Origin of the sequence: Nonomuraea antri (genome assembly GCF_013283785.1) — a bacterium.
Classification (GTDB): Bacteria; Actinomycetota; Actinomycetes; order Streptosporangiales; family Streptosporangiaceae; genus Nonomuraea; species Nonomuraea antri.
Window position 1 is genome coordinate 23,003 of record NZ_JABCPZ010000003.1, and the last position, 21,097, is coordinate 44,099.

Consider the following 21,097-nt stretch of genomic DNA (forward strand, 5'->3'; position numbering starts at 1 on the left):
CCGCGCCCCGGACCAAGCCGGGGTCCGTGTCATCCGGTAGTACGCGCCGCCGCCGCGCGAAGGTTCAACGGACTCCACCCTTTTCCGCAGCGCCAATTCCTCCCGGAGGAGGAGCGCCAGGCCCGACAAGACGCGATATGTTGCGACTATGAGTGAACCCGGTGAGGTCCGAGCGTCGGACGCCGAACGCGAGGCCGTCGTCGAGCAGTTGCGCGTCGCCTCCGTGGAAGGCAGGCTCACGCTCGCCGAGCTGACCGACCGCACGGAGGCCGCCTACACCGCGACCACGCACGCCGAGCTGGCCATGCTCACCCAGGACCTGCCCGCCGGCGCGTCCTACGCCCCCGCGCCCGCGCCCGCGCCGCGCGAGCGGCGCAAGAAGCGGTGGTTCGTCGGCATCATGGGCGACGCCAAGCGGCGCGGCTCCTGGCGCATCGACCAGGAGATCGGCGCCGTCGCGGTGATGGGGGACGTGCTGATCGACCTGCGCGAGGCCGAGGTGCGCACCGACGTGGTGGACGTGACGGCCGTCGCGGTCATGGGCGACGTCAAGATCATCGTCCCCGACGGGGTGAACGTGGACCTCGACGGCGTGGCCGTGATGGGCGACAAGAAGGTGAACGTGCTGGAGGGCCCGCCCGGCACCAACGTCCCGGTCGTCCGGGTGCACGCGTACGTGGTGATGGGCGACGTGAAGGTGCTCGGCGACTCGGCGGCCAAGCCGATCAAGCGCGGCTTCGCCGCCTGGCGCGAGCACTGGCGTCAGCTCCACGGCGAAGACTGGCGCGAGCTGGGTCGGCGCCTGCGCGACGACCATCGGGAGATCCACCAGCGCATCCGCGACGACCACAGGGAGATCCACCAGCGCATCCGCGACGAGACCCGCGAGCTGCACGAGCGCATCCGCGACGAGCACCGGGAGATGCGCGGGCGCATGCGCGAGGATCGGCGGGACCCGCACCGCGATCACTGATGCAACGTTTCGCCCGCCCCGGCGCGTAGAGATCGGTGAACACATCACCGGACAGTGAGGACGCGCAGCGATGCGGGATCGAGCCGACTTCGAGCGTTACGTCGAGCAGCGCTCGGCCCGCCTGCTCAGGACGGCCTACCTGCTGTGCCGCGACTGGGCCACCGCCGAGGACCTGACGCAGACCGCGCTGGCCCGCGCCTGGCTGGCCTGGCGGCGGGTCGGCGCCAACCCCGACCCGTACGTCTACCGCATCCTGACCAACACGCACGCCTCCTGGTGGCGGCGGCGCTGGCGGAACGAGGTGGCCACCGGGGAGCTCCCCGAGACCGCCTGCGACGGCGACACGGCCGCCGAGATCGGCACCAGGGAAGCGCTGCGGGCCGCGCTCGCCGCGCTGCCCGCCAAGCAGCGGGCCGTGATCGTGCTGCGGTACTTCGCGGACCTGCCCGACGAGGAGATCTCCGCGATCGTCGGCTGTTCGGTGGCCACCGTACGCAGCCAGGCCAGCCGCGCGCTGGCCAAGCTGCGGCTCGATCCCGCGGCCAGGGCCGCGATCCAGACGGGGAGCTGACCATGACCGAACAGGATCTACGCGAGCTGCTCGACCGTGACAGCGCCGAGGCTCCCCGCGGGGGCGTGAGCCTGGCCGACGTCGATCGCCGGGTGGGCCGGATCCGCCGGGGGCGGGTCAGGGCGCTGGGCTCGGTGACGCTGGCGGCCCTGGCCGTGGTGGCGGTGGCGAACCTGCCGCGCACGGAGACCGCCAGGGCGCCCGAGGACGTCTGGACCGGCGTCATGGCCCGGCCGTCGGCGAGCGGCTACCATCCGGGCCTGCCGATCACCTACGCCTACAGCGTGGCCGGGCACCGGCAGTCGATCACCTTCGACACCACGGCGGGGCCGATCTCGTTCGCGATGTTCTGCCCCGCCGACGGCTATGCGCTGATCTGGCTGAACGAGCGGTTCGTGGCCGACGGGCCGTGCGGGCCGACCAAGCTCGCGCCGCCCCGCTGGATGGGCGAGGCCGTCGCCCAGAGCGGCGTCAACGAGGTGGTGGCCGCCGTGGTGCCCGCCGCCGAGGCAGGCACAGGCCCGATGACAGGCGCGCGGGCAGAGCAGGTGCTCGCCCGCATCACCTCCTACCCGGCCACCTGGTCGCTGGCCGTGATGCGGGGCGCGCCCAGGACGTGTTCGACCGTGGTCATGCTCGACCCGAAGTCCGGCAAGGTGGACCATGCCGACATCTGCCCGTCCGTGACCCCGGTCGCGACCATGACCCCGGCCGCGACCGTCGCCGGACGGCCCCCGAACTCCTGAGCCTCAGGAGGCGGCGGCCACGGCCACCGGGGCGCGCACGGCCTCGGCGTACCGTTCGAGCAGCACCTCGGCCAGTTCGGGCGCCGGGCCGAGCACGTCCGCGACCACGTCCGCGCCGCACTCCCTGGCCACCTTGTCGGCGAAGAACCCCGGCGCCAGCAGGTACGGCGCCACCGCCACGCGCGGCGCCCCGGCGCGCCTGAGCGCCGCGACGGCCTGCGCCGGGGTGGGCTCGGCGGCCGAGGCGTAGGCCGCGCGCACCGCCCACCAGCCGCGCTCGCGCGCCCACCCGCGCGCCAGCTCGCCGATCACCGCGTTGGCGCGGGCGTCGCTCGAACCCGCCGAGACCAGCACCACCGCCGTCTCCGGGTCACCGATCGGCACGCCGGCCTCGGCCAGCCGCGTCTCCAGCGCCGAGACCAGCAGCGGGTGCGGGCCGAGCGTGGCGCCGTAGCGCACGCGCAGCCGCGGGTCGCGGGCGCGCGCCTCGTTGAGCGCCGCGGGCAGGTCCACCCGGCTGTGGTAGGCCTCGGTGAGCAGCAGCGGCAGCACCACCGCCGTGTCGAGGCCGTGCAGCGCCTGGCCGAGCGTCGGCGCGCTGTGGTCGAGGTAGGCCACCCGGACGTCCAGGCCGGGCCGCAGCAGCCTGGCCCGGTCGAGCAGCGCGGCCACGGTGGCGGCGGCGCGCGGATCGCGCGACCCGTGCGCCACCGCCACCAGAGGGGGCCTCCCGCCTGCCAACGGAAGGGAACCCGCGCCGGGGATCACAGGTGAATGCCGCATTCGACCTTCCCCAGCCCCGCCCAGCGGCCGCTGCGCGGGTCCTCGCCCTCCGCGACCTGCCTGGTGCAGGGGGCGCAGCCGATGGACGGGTAGTTGTCGTAGTGGAGCGGGTTGATCAGGACCCCGTTGTCGGCGATGTAGTTGTCCACCTCGTCCTGGGTCCACTTGGCGATCGGGTTGACCTTGACCATCTGCCGCTTGGCGTCCCACTCGACCACCTTCGTGCCGGCCCGGGTGGCCGATTCGTCGCGGCGGATGCCGGAGATCCACGCCAGGTACGGCTCCAGCGCCCGGTTCAGCGGCTCCACCTTGCGCAGGTAGCAGCACAGGTCCGGGTTGCGGCCGAACAGGCGCGGGCCGAGGTCGCGCTCCTGCTCCTCGACCGTGCGCGACGGCTTGATGTCGATCACGTTGACGTCGTAGACCTGCCGCACCGCGTCACGGGTGCCGACGGTCTCGGCGAAGTGGTAGCCGGTGTCGATGAACAGCACGTCGACACCCGGCTTCACCCTGCTCACCAGGTCGATCAGCAGGGCGTCGCTCATCGAGGACGTCAGGCACAGCCGGTCGCCGAACGTCGCCGCCGCCCAGCGGATGATCTCGCGGGCGGACGCGTCCTCCAGGAAGACCGCGGCGGACTCGACGATGTTCTGCAGGTCGAGCGCGCCACGCTGTTGCCTTAAACCGACCTCGATGTCGACGAGCGTCATATCTTTACCCCGATTCCGAGAAACTTCAGCTTGAACGCCCGGGCGCAGGAACGGCAGTACCAGCCCCCGTGCGAGGACTCGGCGGCGTCAGGAGCGCCCTCGTACGGCTCCAGGTCCTCGTCGCCGCAGTACGGGCAGTGGAAGGGGACGGCCCGGCTGCTCATTTGAGATCCGCCTCGTCGGCGCGCTGCACCCAGTCGGCGAAGCTCTCGCCTTCCTTCTTCTGCGCGTCGTAGTGGCCGACCACCCGCTCCACGTAGTCGGGCAGCGCCTTGGCGGTGGTCTTGAGCCCGCGGACCTTGCGGCCGAAGCCCGAGCTGAGCCCGAGCGAGCCGCCCAGGTGGATCTGGAAGCCCTCGACCTGGTCGCCGTTCTCGTCGACGACGAGCTGGCCCTTGAGCCCGATGTCGGCGACCTGGACGCGGGCGCAGGAGTTGGGGCAGCCGTTGAGGTTGATCGACAGCGGCTGGTCGAAGGTCGGCAGCCGCCGCTCCAGCTCGTCGATCAGGTCGGAGGCGGCGGCCTTGGTCTCGACGATGGCCAGCTTGCAGTACTCGATGCCGGTGCAGGCCATCGTCTGGCGGCGGAACACCGACGGCTTGACCCGCAGGTCGCGCGCCTCCAGCTCGGCCACCAGGGAGTCGACCTGGTCGGGGGCGACGTCGAGGATGACCATCTTCTGCTCGACCGTGGTGCGCACCCGGTCCGAGCCGTGCCGCTCGGCCAGGTCGGCGATCGCGTGCAGGGTGTCGCCGTCGACGCGGCCCACGCGCGGCGCGAAGCCGACGTAGAAGTTGCCGTCCTTCTGGCGGTGCACGCCGACGTGGTCGCGCGGGCCGGCGGACTGCTCCGGCGCCGGGCCGTCGGGCAGCGGCTCCTTGAGGTATTCGGTCTCCAGCACCTCGCGGAACTTCTCCACGCCCCAGTCGCCGACCAGGAACTTCAGCCGCGCCCTGTGCCGCAGCCGCCGGTAGCCGTAGTCGCGGAAGATGCCGACGACGCCCTCGTGCACGTCGGCCGCCCGCTCGGGGCTGACGAACACGCCCAGCCGCTTGGCCAGCATCGGGTTGGTCGACAGGCCGCCGCCCACCCACAGGTCGAATCCGGCCTCGCCCTGCTCGTTCACCACGCCGACGAACGCCACGTCGTTGATCTCGTGCACGGTGCAGTGCGCCGCGCAGCCGCTCAGCGCCGTCTTGAACTTACGCGGCAGGTTCGAGTACGCCGGGTTGCCGACGACCCGGTCGTAGATCTCCTGGACCTGGTCGGTGGCGTCGATCACCTCTTCGGTGTCGATCCCGGCCAGCGGGCAGCCCATGATGACGCGCGGGGTGTCGCCGCACGCCTCGGTGGTCGACAGGCCCACCGCCTCCAGCCGCTGCCAGATGTCGGGCACCGACTCGATCTCCACCCAGTGGAGCTGGATGTTCTGGCGGTCGGTGATGTCGGCGGTGCCGCGGGCGTACTCGTTCGAGATGTCGGCGATCGTGCGCAGCTGGCGCAGGTCGAGCTGGCCGCCGTCGATGCGCACCCGGAGCATGAAGTAGCGGTCGTCGAGCTCCTCCGGGTCGAGCACGGCCGTCTTGCCGCCGTCGATGCCGGGCTTGCGCTGGGTGTAGAGGCCGTACCAGCGCATGCGGCCGCGCAGGTCGGCGGGGTCGATCGAGTCGAAGCCCCGCTTGGCGTAAATGTCGATGATCCGCTGGCGGACGTTGAGCCCGTCGTCGTTCTTCTTGTTCTCTTCGTTCTTGTTCAGCGGCTCCCGGTAACCGAGAGCCCACTGGCCTTCGCCACGCGGGCGCTTGTGATGCCGGCTGGCAGGGGTGCTCATTGCGCGTCCTTCGGATTATGGGCGCGCGCAGTGGTCCTCCTGCCTCATCGTCGAGTGCAGGGGTCATAAGGAGGGTTGCGACGCGCTCAGCGGTAAAAACGTGGAGTTAGCGGGCGTCGCAACAGATGGCACTGCGGACACGCTGAAGGTCGACGTGGCGTCGACCGACGAGCATGGGGTCCGCTGGCATGCTTCGAAGATACTCTGACCGTCGAGGATGTCCAAGACCGGGTCCATAGTCTGGACGTGTTTCGCCTCCGGCCTAGCCCTGACGTGGCCAGTCGAGCTCCGATTCGCTCGGTTCGTCGTCGACGTGATGCTGGCAGTCGCACCGAACAAATACCCATAACATCCATCAGATGCCCAAACCGGACATCTAGGCATGAAGGGTATTGCCGGTGCGTGCGCTGCTCGCCATCCGCCTGTCAGTCTTGACCGACGAGACCACCAGCCCAGAACGTCAGCTCGCTTGGACCTCGGAAGAGGCCGAACGCCGGGGCTGGTCCATCGTAGGCCAGGCCGTGGACCTAGACGTGTCCGCGACCAAGACGAGCCCCTTCGAGCGCCCCAACCTCGGCAAGTGGCTCAACGAGAGGGCCCATGAGTTCGACGCCGTGATCTGGTGGAAGCAGGACCGGGCCGTCCGCTCCATGGCGGACATGGCCGAGTTGGCCAAGTGGGCCAAGCAGAACCGGAAGGTACTGGTGTTCGCGGAGGGCCCCAGTGGCGGCCCGATCTCCTTCGATCTCTCCTCCGACATCGTGGCCGAACTGATCTTCATGATCTTCGCCTTTGCGGCACAGATGGAAGCGCAATCCATCTCGGATCGGACCACAGACGCCAAGAAGTACATGCGTCGGATCGGGCGTCATCCTGGCGGCTCGGTGCCGTACGGGTATGTGGCCGTGGCGACGTCGAGCGGCTGGCGACTTGTTCGCGACCCGGTGTATGCATCGATCACTCAGGACATCGTTAATCGAGTACTTGCGGGCCACTCCGTTCGGTCGCTGGCTCGTGACCTCACCCTCCAGGGTATTCCCACTCCTAAAGATCTCCAGAGGATGCGCAACGGAAAATGGCATCCCCCGATGGCGCTGCGTCAGTGGAGCGCTGCCGGACTCACCGAGATCCTGCGGTCACGAAATCTTCTGGGACAGCAGACGTTCAAGGGGGGTGACGGGCGAGGGCCGGAAGAGATCGTCAGAGGCGACGACGGCATGCCCGTCATGCGGGGCGAGCCGCTTATCTCCCGGGCGACTTGGGACCAACTACAAGAGACTCTGAGCGGGCGCGCGACGAAGAAATCTGGCAGCCGTGCAAATGGATCACTGCTACTTCGGGTGCTGTTTTGCGCGATCTGCGATCAGCCGATGCACGAGAATCGCAATTCGCGGGGAGAGCGCTACTACAAGTGTGCTTCCGGGAGGTTGTTCCCATGTGGGAACCGGTCGGTTCAGGCTGATTACGCTGAAACCCTCTTCGTGCGCAACCTGTTTGGGCTGCTCGGCGACCTTCCGCGTTTTATAGAGAGGCGACTTCCAGGCGAGGATCACACGGAGGAGTTGAAGGAACTCCAGGCCAACTATGAGGCCGTGTCGGTTCAATTGGCGAGCGCACGTTCCAGCGCCGCACGGGCGGCTGCGCAACGGAATCTGGATGCCCTGGATGCTCGTATCGTGGCGCTTGAGGCTCTGCCCGTCGTGCCGCCCCGTACCGAATGGACGCCCACGGGCGAAACATGGGGCGAATACTGGGAGAGTCTTGATGTGCCGGAAAAGAACTCCTTCCTCCGCTCCTCTGGCGTCTCCATGAGCTACGTCAAGGTGATGCCTGGTGGGCGGGCCTGGGTTGACGCCTCGGACCCCTCGGCAGTCCCGCAGGTGGTTTATGAACCCCCGGCGGTGGCCCCGTCGTCGCGCAGCAGGCAAGGGGAACCCTTCTTCCATATGCATTTCGGCATCTTTCCGGAACTTGCGGCCAAGGCGGTCGGCGTTCCAGGTCAAACGCTTTCCGGCATGCTTGACGCCGTAGCACGTGTTGAGGAGTAGGGAGCCGATCTAGGCGTCTACCATCAGCCCTGGCCCCGACAAGGGCCGGGGCCTCTCTACGTCACGGTTTGTCCAAGTCGGACGGCATCAGGTATCCATGCGAGCGCGACGCGTCTCCGCGTCTTCCCTGCTCACAGCCCCTAGGAACCCCATGTCAGATGACGCCACTACGGACAAGGTCGTCCCACGCCAGATCGTGACTGCCGACAGCGATTCGATCTTGCAGTGGCAACGGATGGTATACCGCGAGTTCGGGGAAAAGCGCGGCTTGCTGCGACACCCGGACATCACTCGCGCGGCGCTCCATCTGGCCGTAGGTGTATCACTGTCGGTCAACGGACGACGGAACGTCAGTGAAGTGGGTATCCGGCATATTGCCCGCATGGTGGGCTATTCCGGCAACGGACATGATCTGTACGAGCAGCTTGACCACCTCTTGGTGCGCGGCTTCCTGACGAAGGACGGCGAAGGTGGCAAGGGCGGCAACGCTCCCAGGCTGGCGTTGTCTGTGCCGTGCTCGATCACCGATGATCTGGCCAGGGTGAAGAACAGTGGGTATCTCGTGCTGCTGCACTCGCTGGAGCCCGAGGTGGTGACTGTCGCCGACAAGCAGGCCAAGACCACCACCCCACCCGCAGCGGAGGTCGAGGGCGGAGTGTCGGGTTCTGAGCAGCCCACTTCGGTGACCGAAGCCGCCCCCGGCGCTACCGCCGACGAGTGGGAGCACTCGAAGCCTCGGGACGACCACGACTTGCCAGAGGGCTGGGCCATCTAGAGAGGGCATCGGTCGCTATGTGCCCCGTCCAGCGGTGCACAAGTAGTAGTTAGAGCAGTAGGACTAGTTGGAGCGGTAGCGGCAGCTACAGCGACAGGGTCAGTACCAGTCAGAGATTCAGGGTTAAGTGCAGGACACTGCACTGATCCGCACCGAGACGGACTCACGGAGTCTCCGTGAGGACTGCGACTCCAGATCACCGGTCTTGACGCTCCAATCGGATGTGCCCTCCAGGGCACTGCCAGACTTTGTGATTGGCTCACTTCGTGCCCCGGTCTCCCAAGGCCGGGGCACTTCTTGTTGTTGTGTCAGAGGGCCTCCTCAGCGACAACAGCCGGCTCTTTGGTCCGTACGGTGCTTTGGTCTTCAGCGAGAACGCCCTCGCCCTGGGACTGGCCCAGGTAGTTGGCAAAGACCAGGGTTCCCTGTGCGGACCTCTCCGCCTTTGTCCGACAGATAGATCTGGGGAAGGAGATCCAGCCTGCCTCTGTGGGCTGACTCCTGTTCTTGGGTGACTAACGCCACAGGGCCTCATTAGGACGATCGGGCTCTTATCCGCCCCATATAAGTCTGAGGCGAAGTGAGAGCCGCCGGGGGGTTCGCTCCCCTTCGGACTTCTCTGAAAGGTCCACCCTATACACATCCGCAGAGGGGTCTAGGCCGTAGGGCCAAGCGCTCCTTTGTCCTCCATCCAGGCAGTCTTCGGACTGCCTTTTTTCATGCCTGCACGCCTGGAATGGGCGGCGAACTTCACAGGAGGTCCGATATGGACGACATCACGACTGAGGCCACGACCGCACCCGAGCCGGTGGCCGATGTCGAAGGAACCCCACAGTTCGAGAACGACGCAGACCGCTGGAAGTACTGGTCTCGTCTGAACGAGAACAAGTGGAAGAGAGCCACCGCCGACCTGGAGGCCGCAACGGCCCGAGCGGCGGAGCTGGAACAGAACCTTGCCCAACTGCGTCAGCAGGACACCGTCCGCAAGATCCGTGCTGTTGCGCGGGACGAGTGCGGTGTCGAGCTGGACGACAAGGCGCTGTCCGTGCTGAACCTCGCTGCCTTCCTCGCGGAGGACGGAGAGGTGGACTCTCACGCCATTTCCGGGTTCCTTGGCCGTTTCGGTCCCTCCGAGCCTAAGTTCGATCAGCATCTCGGCATCGGCCCGCAGGGACAGAACCGCTACTCCGCTCAAGCGATTCCACGCGATGCTCGCCAGCGTCGCTAACTGTCTCTGAAAGGACATTCTCTTGGCTATTGAGCCGATGCCCGCCTACGCCCACGACGGCACCTATTCCTGGGTGCCCACGGACTGGAGCAACGAACTCCTCACCCAGTTCGACCCGCTTCTCGTCTGGGCCTCGCCGCTGGTGTGTAACCGCGAGTATGAGGGAAACATCGCCGACAAGGGCGACCGGGTCGTGATCAACGGCCTGATCCGGCCGAATGTCGGCAAGTACACCGACGCGGCGGGCATGACCATCGAGGACCTGAAGACGGTCGAGCAGTACGTCGATATCACCGAGGCCGATTACATCGCGTTCTACGTCCGCGACATTGAGACTGTCCAGGTTGCCGGCGCTCTGGCGGCCCCGGCCACTCAGGAGTCCATTAAGGCTCTGGCCACGGAGACGGACACTTTCGTTGGTGCCAAGGTTGCGGCCTCGGCTACGGCGATGCCGCAGGTGGACGTCAGCACCATCACCAAGAGCTACGACAAGGGTGAGGCGCTGCTCGAAGCGGTCTTCGACATGATGGAGCGCCTGGACACGTCCGACGTGCCGGGCGGACGGTTCGTGGTCGTCTCGCCGAAGGTCAAGCGCTTCCTTCTGCGTGCCCCGGACATCGCCAACGCCGCCGCTCTCGGCGAGGGGCAGGCCACGGCCAACGGCGTGGTTGCCCGCCTGGCCGGGTTCACCGTGGTCTCCACTACGGCCATGCCCGCAGGCGTGGACATCCTGGCCGGGCATCAGGCGTTCACCACGTTCGCCAGCCAGTTCACGAGCTTCCGCGAGCAGAAGGTGGAGAAGTTCCGCCGCAACCAGATCGACGCCCTGCACCTGTACGGCGCACGTGTGCTGTCCTTCCCCGGTGGCGCCCAGCCCGTCACTCCAGAAGCGGCTGTAGTCAATTCTGAGGGCCTTTTGAAGGCCGCCGTCACGTGGGCTTAGCCCATCGCGCCCCCAGGCTCTCCGTGAGTCTGGGGGCCTTTTTGCGTATAGGAGGAAACGCATGGATGAGTTCGGTCCGGAAGGGCGCAACCTCTGGGAATCGGTCACCGCGGAATTCGACCTACCCGAGGACAAGCTGACGCTTTTGCGTCGGGCCTGCCACACCGCCGACATCTGCGCCCGCCTGGAAGCTGAACTGTCGGTCGGCAACACGGTGGACATCGGGTCCAAGGGTGCGGCTGTGGTGAACCGCCTTATCACCGCCCACCGGCAGAGCAGCGAGACCCTGGCCCGCCTGCTGCGAGCCCTGGAGTTGGTCACCCTGGACGCCGGAGGGCAGGCGTGAGAGACAATGGCCACGCCTACCGGCCAGGGCCAACGGCCGGTTTGCCGGCGGACGCAAAAGGCCAGGTAGAGGAAGCCGGCGAGTGGGCCCCGAGCCGGAGTGCTGCACCCAGGCCGGCCAGGGCCACGAGTGGGAGTGTCTCGTCTACCGAGCCAGCGCGGAACACCGGGCTTTCATCGCCGGATGCATGTCGGCGGGCTGTGCGACCGCCCCGGCCTGTGCCGTCGCGCCCGAGTTCCTGCCCTGCCCCGTCTGCCCGAGTTGACCGCTCACACCAAGCCCCGAGTTCGTCCTTTGCGGATGACTCGGGGCCTTTTTGTTTTGTCAGCGACGCGGAAACCCCTATTTCCAGGAACTAAAAAGCTTTACCGTACGGGAGGGGCGGAGGAGGCAGGACCTTCGGGCTTTCCCGTGTAATGATCTCGGGTATCCCCCCTGGATGTGTGCTAGCACACAATCAAGAAGTCACCCCGATGAGGGAATTGACAGATTGATAAAAGTCCCTCTAAGTTCCTGCTTGCCAGCTTCACTCGCTGGCCGCCGACACCTCGTGATGACGATTCTCACGAACTAAGAAAGTCGGCCCTCAACATAGACCAGCCCACAGCGCTCCTCTCGCCAAAGACTCACGCTGTGGGCCAGCACAGTAAGGCTACCTTCGCCATGCACGACTCTCGCCCTGTCATCAGCTCTGCCGCTTTCTCTGGCTTGTTCGGCTCCATCACCTCAGCCCTCGACCCCTACACCGAGGGCGACAGGACGGGAGTCCTCGTCTCGCTCATGGCCGGGTTCTCGGCCTACATCGGCAACGGGCCTGCCGTGGAGACCGGCAAGGGGGCGTCGCCGCTGATGTTCTGGCCGGTCCTGTGCGGCCCGTCCGGGCTGGGCCGCAAGGGCACCGCTACCGGCATCGCCTCCCGCGTGCTGGAGGCGGCCTTCCGCACCTTCAGCGAAGACAACACCGTGCACGGCCTTCCGGCCACCGGGCTGGGCTTCATCGGGGAGTTGGACGAGCGCAGCGCCAACGGCACCGCTCAGCCGGTGCTGTTCCTGGAAGAGGAGATGGACACCTTCATCACCAACGCCCGCCGCGACACCAAGGTGGGCGTGTACCTGCGCAAGGCGTGGGACGGCCAGACGATCAGCCACAAGACCAAGCACGACGATGTGAAGATCCGCCGTCCGCACGTGGCCATCATCGGCCACGTCCAGCCGAAGAACTGGGCCGCGATCAGCGGTAGCCGAGACGCCACCGGCGGCACGTACAACCGGTTCTTCCCGGTGTGGGTCTACCAGTCCAAGACGCTGCCCGTCTTCGAGGCCACCGACACGGCCCAGGTCATCCGGGCCTGCGCGAGGGCGCTGCGGGAGGTGGCGGACTGGGCGCGTGACGCCGACACGGTGACCGTGCCCCGGCACGTGGCCCAGGTCTTCGAGACTACCCATCGGCCCATCTGTGAGGCCCTGACCAACGGATCTGAGGAGCTGTCGCAGTACACCGAACGGGCGATGGCGTACATGGTGCGCCTGGCCGCTCTGTACGCGCTTGCCGACCAGCGGGAGGAGATCAGCGTGGCCGACTTTGACGCCGCCTTGGCTCTGGTCACCTACAGCGTGGAGAGCGTGGCCTACATCCTGCCTGAGGCTGAGATGGCCCAGGAACTCCCGCTTGCGCTGCGGGTGGAGCGTTTCATCGCCGAGGCCGGGGAGACGGGCGTGGCCTCCACCGTCATCTACCGCAAGTTCGGCATCCGCAAGGCCGAACTGGAGACCCTGATCGCCGACATGGACACCATCGAGAGCTTCAAGGCGGCCAGCACGGGCGGCAGGCCCGCGCAGATGTACCGGTACGTGGGCGCACCGGCGGCCGACGACGCCGACGACATCGAGGGCGACACCATCTGGGAGGTGTTCCGTGAGGACGTCCCCACCGAGGACGCGCCGGAGGAGTCGGCCGAGGTGGCTCCGGTGTTCGCGCTCGCCCCTGCCCCCGCCGTGGTTGCGTCTGATGAAACAGAAGTCCTCTCGGGTATGAAGGACGCCGCTCCCGCTGCGTCGTACTACCTGACCGAAGACGAGTGGGACGAGGTTGACGCGTCCACGCCTGAGCCGGTTGTCCCGGCCATCGAGGAGCCCGCCGCCGAGACGGTTACCGAGAGCGCCGTGCGGGCGTTCCTGACCACCCCGGCCGGAACGGAGATGCTTCAGGAGATCCTGTCCGCGATGATGGCCGCGCAGGCCCCGACGCCCGCCCCCGCGAAGCGGCCCGCCAGGGCTTCCCGGTCGAGGTCCAAGGTCAAGCTGGACGCGGCAAGCCTGGCCACGGTGGACGAAGTCGCGGCCTAGGGACCATAGCCCCGCCTGGCCAGCACCAGGCGGGGCCACAGGGTTCTGCCACTATGGGATGACAGGAAGGGCACTCAGAGCATCGCCGATGGGCCCAAAAGCAGAGCAAACCCCCCCGATTCGACCCTGCTGGACGGCTCGATGCCCTGAGCGCCCCCGCTCCTCCATTGTGCCCCTGACCACTCCAAATGCACGTAACGCGCATCCTCGGCGTGGCGAGTGTGATCGGGATGAAGTGGGGGTAGCAGGACATTGTCACCGCTGGAGGGAACTGCCATACCGTCAGCGGCGGCATCGGGCCCCCACTGGCCTCGTGGGGGCCCTTCGTACGTCCTACGCGGGTACGTCATCTACGAGGACCCGGGTACGTGAAAACGCAGACGTACGGCACCCCCGGCCGGACACGCGGTGGCCCCGCCTGGCAGCGAATGAGGTACCCAGGCGGGGCCATGCCAGCGATGCTAAGGGGCTTTCAGCCGAGATCAGAGGTCATCCACGCGATCGCCCAGGTGGTCAAGGCGATCCACATGAGTACACACGCGATCACGACTATCAACACAAGGCGTTTACGCGGTCTCATAGCGTCACCATAATGGGCAAGACAGAGCCCCGCCCCGTCCTTGGAACCCTCGCTCCTTGGGGCGGGGCTCTCTTCTTCTACAGGGGCACGTCTCATCTCTAGCGACTTACCGGGCATGGATTGCTCACGTGCCGGTTGGGGCAGCAGACCATGCCCACCGTGATGAAGCGGCCCCCAGGCAGCCACTCGCCCCACTGCACATCAACACCGCGCGGCAACAGATCGGCCGCCAGCGCCTCACGGCTCTCCAACGGGATCTGGCCTTCCGCGACGCCGTGCAGACCGAACGTCTGGGACATCCACTCGACGGCTTTGCTCGCGTCATCGAAGGTCTCGGCGATCCGCGATGCGGGCTTTGCCAGCCACAACCCCGTCCGCATCGGCGGCAGGGCCGACGTGTGAAAGTCCGGTGAGGTGGGGCGGCGTTCACCCTCGCGGGCCAGGTCCGCCCCGTTGCCGAGCCACGTGTAAGCGTGCCAGTGCATCGTTCCCCGTACAGTCGAAGGGAACGGCCCCTGCCTGATTGAGGCGGGCAGGGGCCGTCATCGGTGGTGTACTAGATGGTCGCCTTCTGGAACGCCTCCAGCTCGGACCTGGTGAACCGGAGCGTCCCGGCATCCGGGTTCTTCGAGTCCCGCAGGGCGAACGCGTCGCTCAGACCGGGAATCGCCGCGATCTCCACGCAGGACTCCATCTCGTCGTTGTCCTGGTTGCCGCCGCACATGCGGCGGAACTCCGAGGCTCCGAGATCCCTCGCGTACAGGTCCATCTACCTACCTCCCTCCACTCGGGCCGGGCGACCCGAGGTGGTGGCACGACTGGTGACGGGTTCGCAGCCACCAGCCGCGCGTCTACGCGGCGACCTATCGCGCATCGCCGTCTGTGACGGCCGGCTGCACGTCATGTAGTCGCACCAGCAGCTCCCGTGCGACGCAATAGGCGATCTCCTCGTCGGCGAAGCGCACCACGGCGTTGCTCCTGAACGGCACCACCGGTGGCAGGTAGGGCAGGAACACATCCCCCCGCACGCCGTGCGGATAGCAGGCTCCCACCGTGAACACGGCGGCGTTGCGGCGCAGGTGCGAACACTGCGAGATCGCCTCGGGTATGCAGACCCGGCATGTCGGCGGGGCGTTGGTGAACCCGTCCCCCGCCTCACCTTCGCATGAGGAAAGAAGCCACCAGATCCGGCCCGTTTCCGGGTCCACTGCCGACCCCGCGCACACCTGGCACAGCCGCTTGTCCATGCACCTCCACTGCCGCCGCGTATTGACAGTGGTGAAGTCGGGCTTGCCCGTCCTCTTCTGGCCCTGCCGCAGCCGCAGCACGCCGTAGACGTAATCGGATGGGCGGCTTTCGGCGTAGGCCAGCCTCTCGCCGTCCCGGCGCAGTTCCCACCGCAACCGATGCTGCTGAACCTCTCCACTCCAGCCGATCACGTACGGGTAGCGAAAGCCCGTCACCGTCGTCGCGATGCCGCTCATGACGCCTCGCTGACGTGGCCACGCTGGTACCGCTTGTTCTGCGCGATCAGACGCGCGACCCTCGACGGCTTGTTCACGGGGACCACTTCGATCCGATCCGCCAGCGGCTGATTGCCGGGGCCGATCTGCGCCAGCTCGACCGCGTAACACCCCGAGCGAGGCCCGATGCTCACGGTGGCCACCCGCCACCCACCGTCCGCGTAGATGATGAGCTGCGGCGGATGCCACCGCCGCTCCACGGATGAGGACGCCCCGCTCTTGGCCTCGACCCACACCCGCGAGATCAGTTGGGCGTTGACGCCCTCGACATCCAAGATCAGGAGCAGCGTGTCCAAGAGGTCTCGCTGGACCTGTGCGGCGTCTTGGGGGATGGGATCACCCAGAGGTGTTACGTCGGTGGGGATGTCCGTGGCCGTCATGCCTCGACGTTAAGAGCCCAGGCCAGGGGTGATCTACGGCGATTCATGTAGTCGCATAAACCCGGTAGATATCTCCGCCAGCAGCGTCCGCGCCTGGTCGTCCCAAAGGGCATGGTCTCCGAAGTAGGAGAACAACAAGTGGTAGTGACTAATGTCTTTTGGATCACGTAAAACGATCTGACCCGTAAACGTCTCTACGGTCGCAAGAGAATCGTCATACAACGTGAAGGTATTCATCGGTCCGACAGCCATGTCACGGCCGTAGGACAATATTCCTACTTTCACATTCGGGAATCGCGATAGCGAGATGAGCCGGTCAACCTGCAGTGCCATGACCGGCGCGGAACAGAGCTGCCAACGTATGGCCTGCTCCGTGAGCAGGAACTCGAATCGCTTGCCCCGATTCTGGAGAACGGCCTGCCTCTCCAGCTTGAGGGCGATGGCGCGCGATGTGTCGCCTTGTGCGGGCTCCACGGGCATGTCCATGGCTGCTCTCATGTATTCAGGTATCTGGAGTAGACCAGTCACGAGAGCGGGCAGGAAGTATCGCATCCGGATGGCGTTCGCTTCCAGGGCCGCTAGTTCGCGCTGTCGGTGGTGGAGCCCCCGGCGTACCGATGCCCGGATGTCTCGGAACTCTGTGTTGGCAACCCTGGCTAGGTCGAGAAGGCCGTTAGCGGTCGCCCTGTCCACCCCGAGTGCTTGAAGCATGCGCTCCACGTCTACAACGGACGGGAGGATCTTCCCGCTCTCGATGCGGGAAACCTTGGATTGGCTCATGTTGCAACGTCGGGCCAGTCCCGCGCCGGATAGTCCTGACGCTCTCCGCAAGTCGCGGAGCGCTTCCGCTAGGCGTTGCCGGTCTTCACCGGCCTGTTGCGGGTCGACCTTCACGCTCTGAGGTACTCCAAGAACGGTACGGACAGAGCGAGTGCCCGGTGCTTGTACTCCACGAAGGGTGCCGGGTCTATTTGCTCCAAGAGCTCCCGGCCACTTTGGGTGCCGTCCTCTAGGTAGTGCATGAGCACGACTCGGGAGTCATCGAACAGCCAGAAGTCTTGAACTCCCGATACAGGATTCTCCACGTCGGTTACATCGAGAATCCTGATGTCCTCTCCAGCGGCAGAGCTGAGCGGGTAGAACGCGAATTGGAACCGCTGGTACTCCGTGAGGGGCCGGGTCAGCACCCGGACGCGCCCGATGGTGCGGCCGGTTGCCCTGAAGTGGCGAACGCGAACGAACCAAGGGTCGTCAGGGGGTACGTCCAGGCGCCCCGTCTTACGCCACTCGCGGAACTCGACGTCCTCCTCGGGGACGCCGTAGGCAGGGAGAGTTTCCAGCCGGAAGGCGTCGTTTCGGAAGGCATCGAAGAACGCCTTCCAGTCGTCACCCTCCAAGCGCACGGAACGCCTTTCGCAGAAGTTCCTCTGGGATTTCCACGATTGCCTCCCCGCTTGGGGTGACCTGGTTGACGAGGTGATCGCCTTGCACCGCGATGGTTCCACGGCTGGTTCGGTAGATGGTCGGGCAGTCATCCCGATTGCAGTTCTCATCGCCTGCGATGCGTGTTAGCTGAAGATCATCCATGTGTTGGCCTCCCGACCATGCGTGAACGTGACTAGGACGCTAAGTAGGCCCCTGATCAAGGTCAAGGGCTATGCACGTTCGCGCATAAGTTCAGAGCGAGCGACCCTAGATCGTCTTGCCCCGCTGTCTGACTACCCCTGTCGGAGCCAGTTCACGAGCGGTTCGGGCTCGTGTCCGTCCTGGTCGTCGGGAACGCTATCCTCAGGGCGGGTGTTTGTCTGGTGCTGGCAGTCGCACCACGATCCGCCGCGGCATTCGTCGTGGCGTCGTTGTTTGCAGCTCTCGCAGATCACGTCCCCATTATTCTCCTAGAAGCTTGTTCGGGTTAAGGTGCGGGCGTGGACCTCATGGGCGAGTTACTCGACGACCTGGCCGCCGAGACCGCATCACTGGAAGAACTGCTGAAGCCGCTGAGCGCGGCGGACTGGGAGCGGCCCACGCCCGCCGCCGGGTGGGCGATCCGCGACCAGATCAGCCACCTGGCCTGGTTCGACGACGCCGCGAGCCTGGCCGCCTCCGACCCGGTGGCCTACGCCGAGCTGCTGGCCGGCTTCAGCTCCGTCGACGCCGTCGCCGCCGAGGCCCGCACCCTGCCCGCGACCGAGGTGCACGCCTGGTTCCGCACCTCGCGGGCGAACTGCCTGCGGGTGTGCTCCACGCTCGACGCCAAGACCCGGGTGCCCTGGTTCTGGCTGGAGATGTCGGCCGCGTCCTTCGTCACCGCCCGGCTCATGGAGACCTGGGCGCACGGCCAGGACGTGGCCGACGCGCTCGGCGTCACCCGCGCCCCCACCGCGCGGCTGCGGCACGTGGCCTCGATCGGCTACCGCGCCAAGCCGTACGGCTTCGCCGTGCGCCGGCTGCCCGAGCCGCCGCAGCCGGTACGCGTGGAGCTGACCATGCCCGACGGCGGCCCCTGGACGGCGGGCCCGGCCGGGGCGGCCGACGTCGTACGCGGCCCGATGCTCGACTTCTGCCTCGTTGTCACCCAGCGCGTCCACCTCGCGGACACCGCGCTGGAGATCACCGGCCCGGCGGCCAGGGCCTGGATGGAGATCGCCCAGGCGTTCGCCGGCGACCCGGGCGAGGGACGCAAGCCCCGCTCGGACCGCTGACCGGCACCGCCGCCGGCCGCCCCCACCTGGGCAGGTGCATCGTCCCCCCTGGCCAGGGCAGGACTAAGCTGTCCCGAAGAGTCACTGCGAATACCGTTGGGTGCCATGACGTCCACCGATGCGCCTTCCCGGCCCAAGAGGCGGCTCGCCTCGAACGCGCGGGCCAGGCTGAACTGGGTGCTCGACACCAAGTCGTGGGCGATCGTGCGCGCGGCCACGAACGCCGGCGTCAACTATCGCGTGACCGGGCTGGCGGGCGAGGCGGCGTTCTTCGCGCTGCTGTCGCTGCCGCCGTTCGTGCTGGGGCTGATCGGCGTGCTGGGCAAGCTCAGCACCTGGCTCGGCGCGACCGTGGTCGACCAGGTCAAGACCTGGGTGATCCAGCAGGCCGGGCTGGCGTTCACCGACGACGCCGTGCAGAAGGTGATCAATCCGCTCATCACCGACGTGCTCAGCGACGACGCAAGCAAGGTGTCGATCATCTCGCTCGGCTTCCTGCTGTCGCTGTGGTCGGGCTCGCGGGCGCTGTACGTCTACGTGGACCTGATCTCGGTCGCCTACGGACTGGGCGAGGAACGCGGCATCATCAGGACCAGGCTCATGTCGTTCGGCCTGTACCTGGTCGGGCTGCTCATCGGCATCGTCGTCATGCCCGTGCTGGTGGTCGGGCCGACCCTGATCAAGGACGCGCTGCCGGCCCAGTACGGCGTGCTCATCGACATCCTGTACTGGCCGGTGGTGATCATCGGGTCGGTGTTGTTCCTGACCGTGCTCTACCACGTGAGCGTCCCGGTGCGCACGAAGTGGTACCGGGAGCTGCCCGGCGCGGTGCTGGCCCTGTTCCTGTGGATCGCCTGCGCCGCCGTGCTGCGCGCCGTGCTGGCCGCCTGGTTCTCGCCCGTCTCGGTGTACGGCTCGCTGGCCGCCCCCATCGCGCTGCTGCTGTGGCTCTACATCACCGCGCTCGCCGTGCTGATCGGAGCCATTCTGAACGCCGAGGTCGACCGGCTCTGGCCGGGCGTCAATCGCATCAGGTGACGGCGGCCGAGCCGCCATCACGGACGGTGTGCGGGTCCGCTATCGTCTAGGGCGTCGCGACTGGCGCAATCGGTGGGATCGACCACCAGGGAGCGAAAGGAGCGGAGGCCGTGCGCCTGGGTCTTCGCAGTTGTCAACGATGACAGGAGAGTCATGAGTTCTCTCGCTAGCGTCGACCCGCGGATCGCCGAGCTCATCAAGGCGGAAGAGCGTCGTCAGGCGGACACCGTCAAGCTGATCGCGTCGGAGAACTACGTCTCCAAGGCCGTGCTCGAAGCCACCGGCACCGTGTTGACGAACAAGTACTCCGAAGGCTACGCGGGCAAGCGCTACTACGAGGGCCAGCAGGTCATCGACCAGATCGAGACCGTCGCGATCGACCGCGCCAAGTCGCTGTTCGGCGTCAACCACGCCAACGTGCAGCCGTACTCGGGCTCGCCCGCGAACCTGGCCATCTACCTGGCCTTCCTGCAGCCCGGCGACACCGTGCTCGGCATGGGCCTGCCGTTCGGCGGCCACCTCACGCACGGCTGGTCGGTCTCGGCCACCGGCAAGTGGTTCAACTCCGTCCGCTACGGCGTGCGCAAGGACACCGGCCGCATCGACCTCGACGAGGTCCGCGAGCTGGCGCTGGAGCACCGGCCGAAGCTGATCTTCTGCGGCGGCACCGCGATTCCGCGCACCATCGACTTCGAGGGCTTCGCCGCGATCGCCCGTGAGGTCGGCGCCGTGCTGGCCGCCGACATCGCGCACATCGCCGGCCTGGTCGCGGGCGGCGCGCACCCGTCCCCGGTGGGCCACGCCGACGTGATCTCCACGACCACGCACAAGACCCTGCGCGGCCCGCGCGGCGCCATGCTCATGGCCACCACCGACGAGCACGCCACCGCGCTCAACAAGGCCGTCTTCCCCGGCCTGCAGGGCGGCCCGCACAACCACACCACCGCCGCCATCGCGGTGGCGCTGCACGAGGCGTCCACCGACGCGTTCAAGACGTACGCGCACCAGGTGGTCGCCAACGCCAAGGCGCTGGCCGACGAGCTGTCCAGCCGCGGCTTCGACCTGGTGTCCGGCGGCACCGACAACCACCTGATCCTGCTCGACCTGACGCCCAAGGGCATCGGCGGCAAGCCGGCCGCGCAGGCGCTCGACCGCGCCGGCCTGGAGACCAACTACAACACGGTGCCGTTCGACACCCGCAAGCCGTTCGACCCTTCGGGCATCCGCATCGGCACCCCGTCGGTCACCTCGCGCGGCATGGGCGAGGCGGAGATGCGCCAGATCGGCGCCTGGATGGACGAGGTCGTCACGGCCCTGGCCAAGGGCGACGCGGAAGACGTCATCACCCGCGTGCACCACGAGGTCAGCGAGCTGACCGCGCAGTTCCCCGCGCCCGGCCTGTCCTAGTTCCGAAGGCCAGCGGGTCCCGAGACACGCGAACGCCCCGCCGCAGGCTCCCTTGCGGCGGGGCGTCGTCGCGACCGGGGTGGGCCGGAGTACCCCGGAGGCGAGGGCCGATCGGCGGCCGGGGGGACGGAGCCGGGATCGGCCTGGGGAGGGTCCGCGTGGGGAGG

Annotated in this window: 24 protein-coding genes and 1 riboswitch; of the genes, 12 read left to right on the top strand and 12 right to left on the bottom strand. The window is 67.1% G+C overall.

What is annotated here, in order from left to right; genetic code table 11:
• Positions 1-148 precede the first annotated feature (148 nt).
• The 3 genes from HII36_RS01420 (at position 149) to HII36_RS01430 (ending at position 2,290) form a co-directional block, all read left to right on the top strand.
• Positions 149-973: a DUF1707 SHOCT-like domain-containing protein gene (locus HII36_RS01420; protein ID WP_173521173.1), complete on the top strand. Its 825-nt coding sequence runs from the start codon at positions 149-151 to the stop codon at positions 971-973.
• A gap of 70 nt (positions 974-1,043) precedes the next feature.
• Positions 1,044-1,544: a SigE family RNA polymerase sigma factor gene (locus HII36_RS01425; RefSeq protein ID WP_173521174.1), complete on the top strand. Its 501-nt coding sequence runs from the start codon at positions 1,044-1,046 to the stop codon at positions 1,542-1,544.
• A gap of 2 nt (positions 1,545-1,546) precedes the next feature.
• Entirely contained in the window at positions 1,547-2,290 is a 744-nt protein-coding gene (locus HII36_RS01430) for a hypothetical protein (protein ID WP_173521175.1), read from the top strand.
• A gap of 3 nt (positions 2,291-2,293) precedes the next feature.
• Here HII36_RS01430 and HII36_RS01435 read toward each other — a convergent pair whose 3' ends face one another.
• The 5 genes from HII36_RS01435 to HII36_RS59095 all read right to left on the bottom strand — a co-directional run bounded on the left by HII36_RS01435 (position 2,294) and on the right by HII36_RS59095 (position 5,804).
• The gene (locus HII36_RS01435; RefSeq protein WP_173521176.1) at positions 2,294-3,073 is read right to left on the bottom strand and encodes a sirohydrochlorin chelatase; all 780 of its coding nucleotides are present in this window, start codon (positions 3,071-3,073) and stop codon (positions 2,294-2,296) included.
• Positions 3,055-3,783 (bottom strand): phosphoadenylyl-sulfate reductase, encoded by a 729-nt coding sequence (locus HII36_RS01440; RefSeq protein WP_173521177.1) that lies wholly within the window; start codon positions 3,781-3,783, stop codon positions 3,055-3,057. The genes HII36_RS01435 and HII36_RS01440 overlap by 19 nt, the downstream gene beginning before the upstream one ends.
• Positions 3,780-3,947: an Insertion element protein gene (locus HII36_RS01445; RefSeq protein WP_173521178.1), complete on the bottom strand. Its 168-nt coding sequence runs from the start codon at positions 3,945-3,947 to the stop codon at positions 3,780-3,782. The genes HII36_RS01440 and HII36_RS01445 overlap by 4 nt, the downstream gene beginning before the upstream one ends.
• Complete coding sequence (locus HII36_RS01450; protein ID WP_173521179.1) at positions 3,944-5,614, bottom strand: nitrite/sulfite reductase; 1,671 nt, start codon at positions 5,612-5,614, stop codon at positions 3,944-3,946. Before HII36_RS01450 ends, HII36_RS01445 begins: the two co-directional genes overlap by 4 nt.
• A gap of 106 nt (positions 5,615-5,720) precedes the next feature.
• Positions 5,721-5,804, bottom strand: a complete 84-nt coding sequence (locus tag HII36_RS59095) for a putative leader peptide (RefSeq protein WP_311132608.1) — start codon at positions 5,802-5,804, stop codon at positions 5,721-5,723.
• A 208-nt stretch (positions 5,805-6,012) separates the two neighbouring features.
• Between HII36_RS59095 and HII36_RS01455 the strand changes: the two genes are divergently transcribed.
• From HII36_RS01455 to HII36_RS01480, 6 genes are all read left to right on the top strand, one after another.
• Positions 6,013-7,662, top strand: coding sequence for a recombinase family protein (locus HII36_RS01455; RefSeq protein ID WP_173521180.1), 1,650 nt, complete (start codon positions 6,013-6,015; stop codon positions 7,660-7,662).
• Positions 7,663-7,813: 151 nt separating this feature from the next.
• Complete coding sequence (locus HII36_RS01460) at positions 7,814-8,437, top strand: hypothetical protein (RefSeq protein WP_173521181.1); 624 nt, start codon at positions 7,814-7,816, stop codon at positions 8,435-8,437.
• Between the two features lie 766 nt (positions 8,438-9,203).
• On the top strand, positions 9,204-9,665 hold the full coding sequence (locus HII36_RS01465; RefSeq protein WP_173521182.1) for a hypothetical protein: 462 nt from the start codon (positions 9,204-9,206) through the stop codon (positions 9,663-9,665).
• A 22-nt stretch (positions 9,666-9,687) separates the two neighbouring features.
• Positions 9,688-10,608, top strand: a complete 921-nt coding sequence (locus HII36_RS01470; RefSeq protein WP_217369035.1) for a hypothetical protein — start codon at positions 9,688-9,690, stop codon at positions 10,606-10,608.
• 61 nt (positions 10,609-10,669) lie between these two features.
• Entirely contained in the window at positions 10,670-10,954 is a 285-nt protein-coding gene (locus HII36_RS01475; protein ID WP_173521183.1) for a hypothetical protein, read from the top strand.
• Positions 10,955-11,662: 708 nt separating this feature from the next.
• Positions 11,663-13,300 (top strand): YfjI family protein, encoded by a 1,638-nt coding sequence (locus tag HII36_RS01480; protein WP_173521184.1) that lies wholly within the window; start codon positions 11,663-11,665, stop codon positions 13,298-13,300.
• 678 nt (positions 13,301-13,978) lie between these two features.
• On the opposite strand, the gene HII36_RS01485 is transcribed toward HII36_RS01480, so the two are convergent.
• From HII36_RS01485 to HII36_RS01515, 7 genes are all read right to left on the bottom strand, one after another.
• The gene (locus HII36_RS01485; RefSeq protein WP_173521185.1) at positions 13,979-14,365 is read right to left on the bottom strand and encodes a hypothetical protein; all 387 of its coding nucleotides are present in this window, start codon (positions 14,363-14,365) and stop codon (positions 13,979-13,981) included.
• A 71-nt stretch (positions 14,366-14,436) separates the two neighbouring features.
• A complete protein-coding gene (locus HII36_RS01490; RefSeq protein ID WP_173521186.1) occupies positions 14,437-14,649 on the bottom strand; it encodes a DUF397 domain-containing protein in 213 nt (70 codons plus the stop codon).
• Between the two features lie 94 nt (positions 14,650-14,743).
• Positions 14,744-15,364 carry a hypothetical protein gene (locus HII36_RS01495; protein WP_173521187.1) on the bottom strand — a complete coding sequence of 207 codons (621 nt, stop codon included), beginning with the start codon at positions 15,362-15,364 and terminating at the stop codon, positions 14,744-14,746.
• Positions 15,361-15,783, bottom strand: coding sequence for a hypothetical protein (locus HII36_RS01500; RefSeq protein WP_173521188.1), 423 nt, complete (start codon positions 15,781-15,783; stop codon positions 15,361-15,363). Before HII36_RS01500 ends, HII36_RS01495 begins: the two co-directional genes overlap by 4 nt.
• 33 nt (positions 15,784-15,816) lie before the next feature.
• On the bottom strand, positions 15,817-16,677 hold the full coding sequence (locus HII36_RS01505; protein WP_173521189.1) for a helix-turn-helix domain-containing protein: 861 nt from the start codon (positions 16,675-16,677) through the stop codon (positions 15,817-15,819).
• Positions 16,674-17,186: a DUF6879 family protein gene (locus tag HII36_RS01510; RefSeq protein WP_173521190.1), complete on the bottom strand. Its 513-nt coding sequence runs from the start codon at positions 17,184-17,186 to the stop codon at positions 16,674-16,676. Before HII36_RS01510 ends, HII36_RS01505 begins: the two co-directional genes overlap by 4 nt.
• A complete protein-coding gene (locus HII36_RS01515) occupies positions 17,170-17,370 on the bottom strand; it encodes a hypothetical protein (protein WP_173521191.1) in 201 nt (66 codons plus the stop codon). The genes HII36_RS01510 and HII36_RS01515 overlap by 17 nt, the downstream gene beginning before the upstream one ends.
• 347 nt (positions 17,371-17,717) lie before the next feature.
• Between HII36_RS01515 and HII36_RS01520 the strand changes: the two genes are divergently transcribed.
• The 3 genes from HII36_RS01520 to glyA all read left to right on the top strand — a co-directional run bounded on the left by HII36_RS01520 (position 17,718) and on the right by glyA (position 20,930).
• Positions 17,718-18,485: a TIGR03084 family metal-binding protein gene (locus tag HII36_RS01520; RefSeq protein ID WP_173521263.1), complete on the top strand. Its 768-nt coding sequence runs from the start codon at positions 17,718-17,720 to the stop codon at positions 18,483-18,485.
• Between the two features lie 105 nt (positions 18,486-18,590).
• Positions 18,591-19,523 (top strand): YihY/virulence factor BrkB family protein, encoded by a 933-nt coding sequence (locus tag HII36_RS01525; protein ID WP_217369037.1) that lies wholly within the window; start codon positions 18,591-18,593, stop codon positions 19,521-19,523.
• 46 nt (positions 19,524-19,569) lie between these two features.
• Positions 19,570-19,652: riboswitch (ZMP/ZTP riboswitch) on the top strand.
• Positions 19,653-19,676: 24 nt separating this feature from the next.
• Positions 19,677-20,930: a serine hydroxymethyltransferase gene (gene glyA / locus HII36_RS01530; protein WP_173521192.1), complete on the top strand. Its 1,254-nt coding sequence runs from the start codon at positions 19,677-19,679 to the stop codon at positions 20,928-20,930.
• Positions 20,931-21,097 lie beyond the last annotated feature (167 nt).

Coding starts and splice junctions, on each gene's coding strand:
- HII36_RS01435 (WP_173521176.1), bottom strand. CDS start 3,073: ATGCGGCATTCACCTGTGATCCCCGGCGCGGGTTCCCTTCCGTTGGCA.
- HII36_RS01490 (WP_173521186.1), bottom strand. CDS start 14,649: ATGGACCTGTACGCGAGGGATCTCGGAGCCTCGGAGTTCCGCCGCATG.
- HII36_RS01515 (WP_173521191.1), bottom strand. CDS start 17,370: ATGGATGATCTTCAGCTAACACGCATCGCAGGCGATGAGAACTGCAAT.
- HII36_RS01450 (WP_173521179.1), bottom strand. CDS start 5,614: ATGAGCACCCCTGCCAGCCGGCATCACAAGCGCCCGCGTGGCGAAGGC.
- HII36_RS01475 (WP_173521183.1), top strand. CDS start 10,670: ATGGATGAGTTCGGTCCGGAAGGGCGCAACCTCTGGGAATCGGTCACC.
- HII36_RS01445 (WP_173521178.1), bottom strand. CDS start 3,947: ATGAGCAGCCGGGCCGTCCCCTTCCACTGCCCGTACTGCGGCGACGAG.
- HII36_RS01485 (WP_173521185.1), bottom strand. CDS start 14,365: ATGCACTGGCACGCTTACACGTGGCTCGGCAACGGGGCGGACCTGGCC.
- glyA (WP_173521192.1), top strand. CDS start 19,677: ATGAGTTCTCTCGCTAGCGTCGACCCGCGGATCGCCGAGCTCATCAAG.
- HII36_RS01420 (WP_173521173.1), top strand. CDS start 149: ATGAGTGAACCCGGTGAGGTCCGAGCGTCGGACGCCGAACGCGAGGCC.
- HII36_RS01460 (WP_173521181.1), top strand. CDS start 7,814: ATGTCAGATGACGCCACTACGGACAAGGTCGTCCCACGCCAGATCGTG.
- HII36_RS59095 (WP_311132608.1), bottom strand. CDS start 5,804: ATGCCAGCGGACCCCATGCTCGTCGGTCGACGCCACGTCGACCTTCAG.
- HII36_RS01500 (WP_173521188.1), bottom strand. CDS start 15,783: ATGACGGCCACGGACATCCCCACCGACGTAACACCTCTGGGTGATCCC.
- HII36_RS01425 (WP_173521174.1), top strand. CDS start 1,044: ATGCGGGATCGAGCCGACTTCGAGCGTTACGTCGAGCAGCGCTCGGCC.
- HII36_RS01430 (WP_173521175.1), top strand. CDS start 1,547: ATGACCGAACAGGATCTACGCGAGCTGCTCGACCGTGACAGCGCCGAG.
- HII36_RS01520 (WP_173521263.1), top strand. CDS start 17,718: ATGGGCGAGTTACTCGACGACCTGGCCGCCGAGACCGCATCACTGGAA.
- HII36_RS01465 (WP_173521182.1), top strand. CDS start 9,204: ATGGACGACATCACGACTGAGGCCACGACCGCACCCGAGCCGGTGGCC.
- HII36_RS01440 (WP_173521177.1), bottom strand. CDS start 3,783: ATGACGCTCGTCGACATCGAGGTCGGTTTAAGGCAACAGCGTGGCGCG.
- HII36_RS01495 (WP_173521187.1), bottom strand. CDS start 15,364: ATGAGCGGCATCGCGACGACGGTGACGGGCTTTCGCTACCCGTACGTG.
- HII36_RS01525 (WP_217369037.1), top strand. CDS start 18,591: ATGACGTCCACCGATGCGCCTTCCCGGCCCAAGAGGCGGCTCGCCTCG.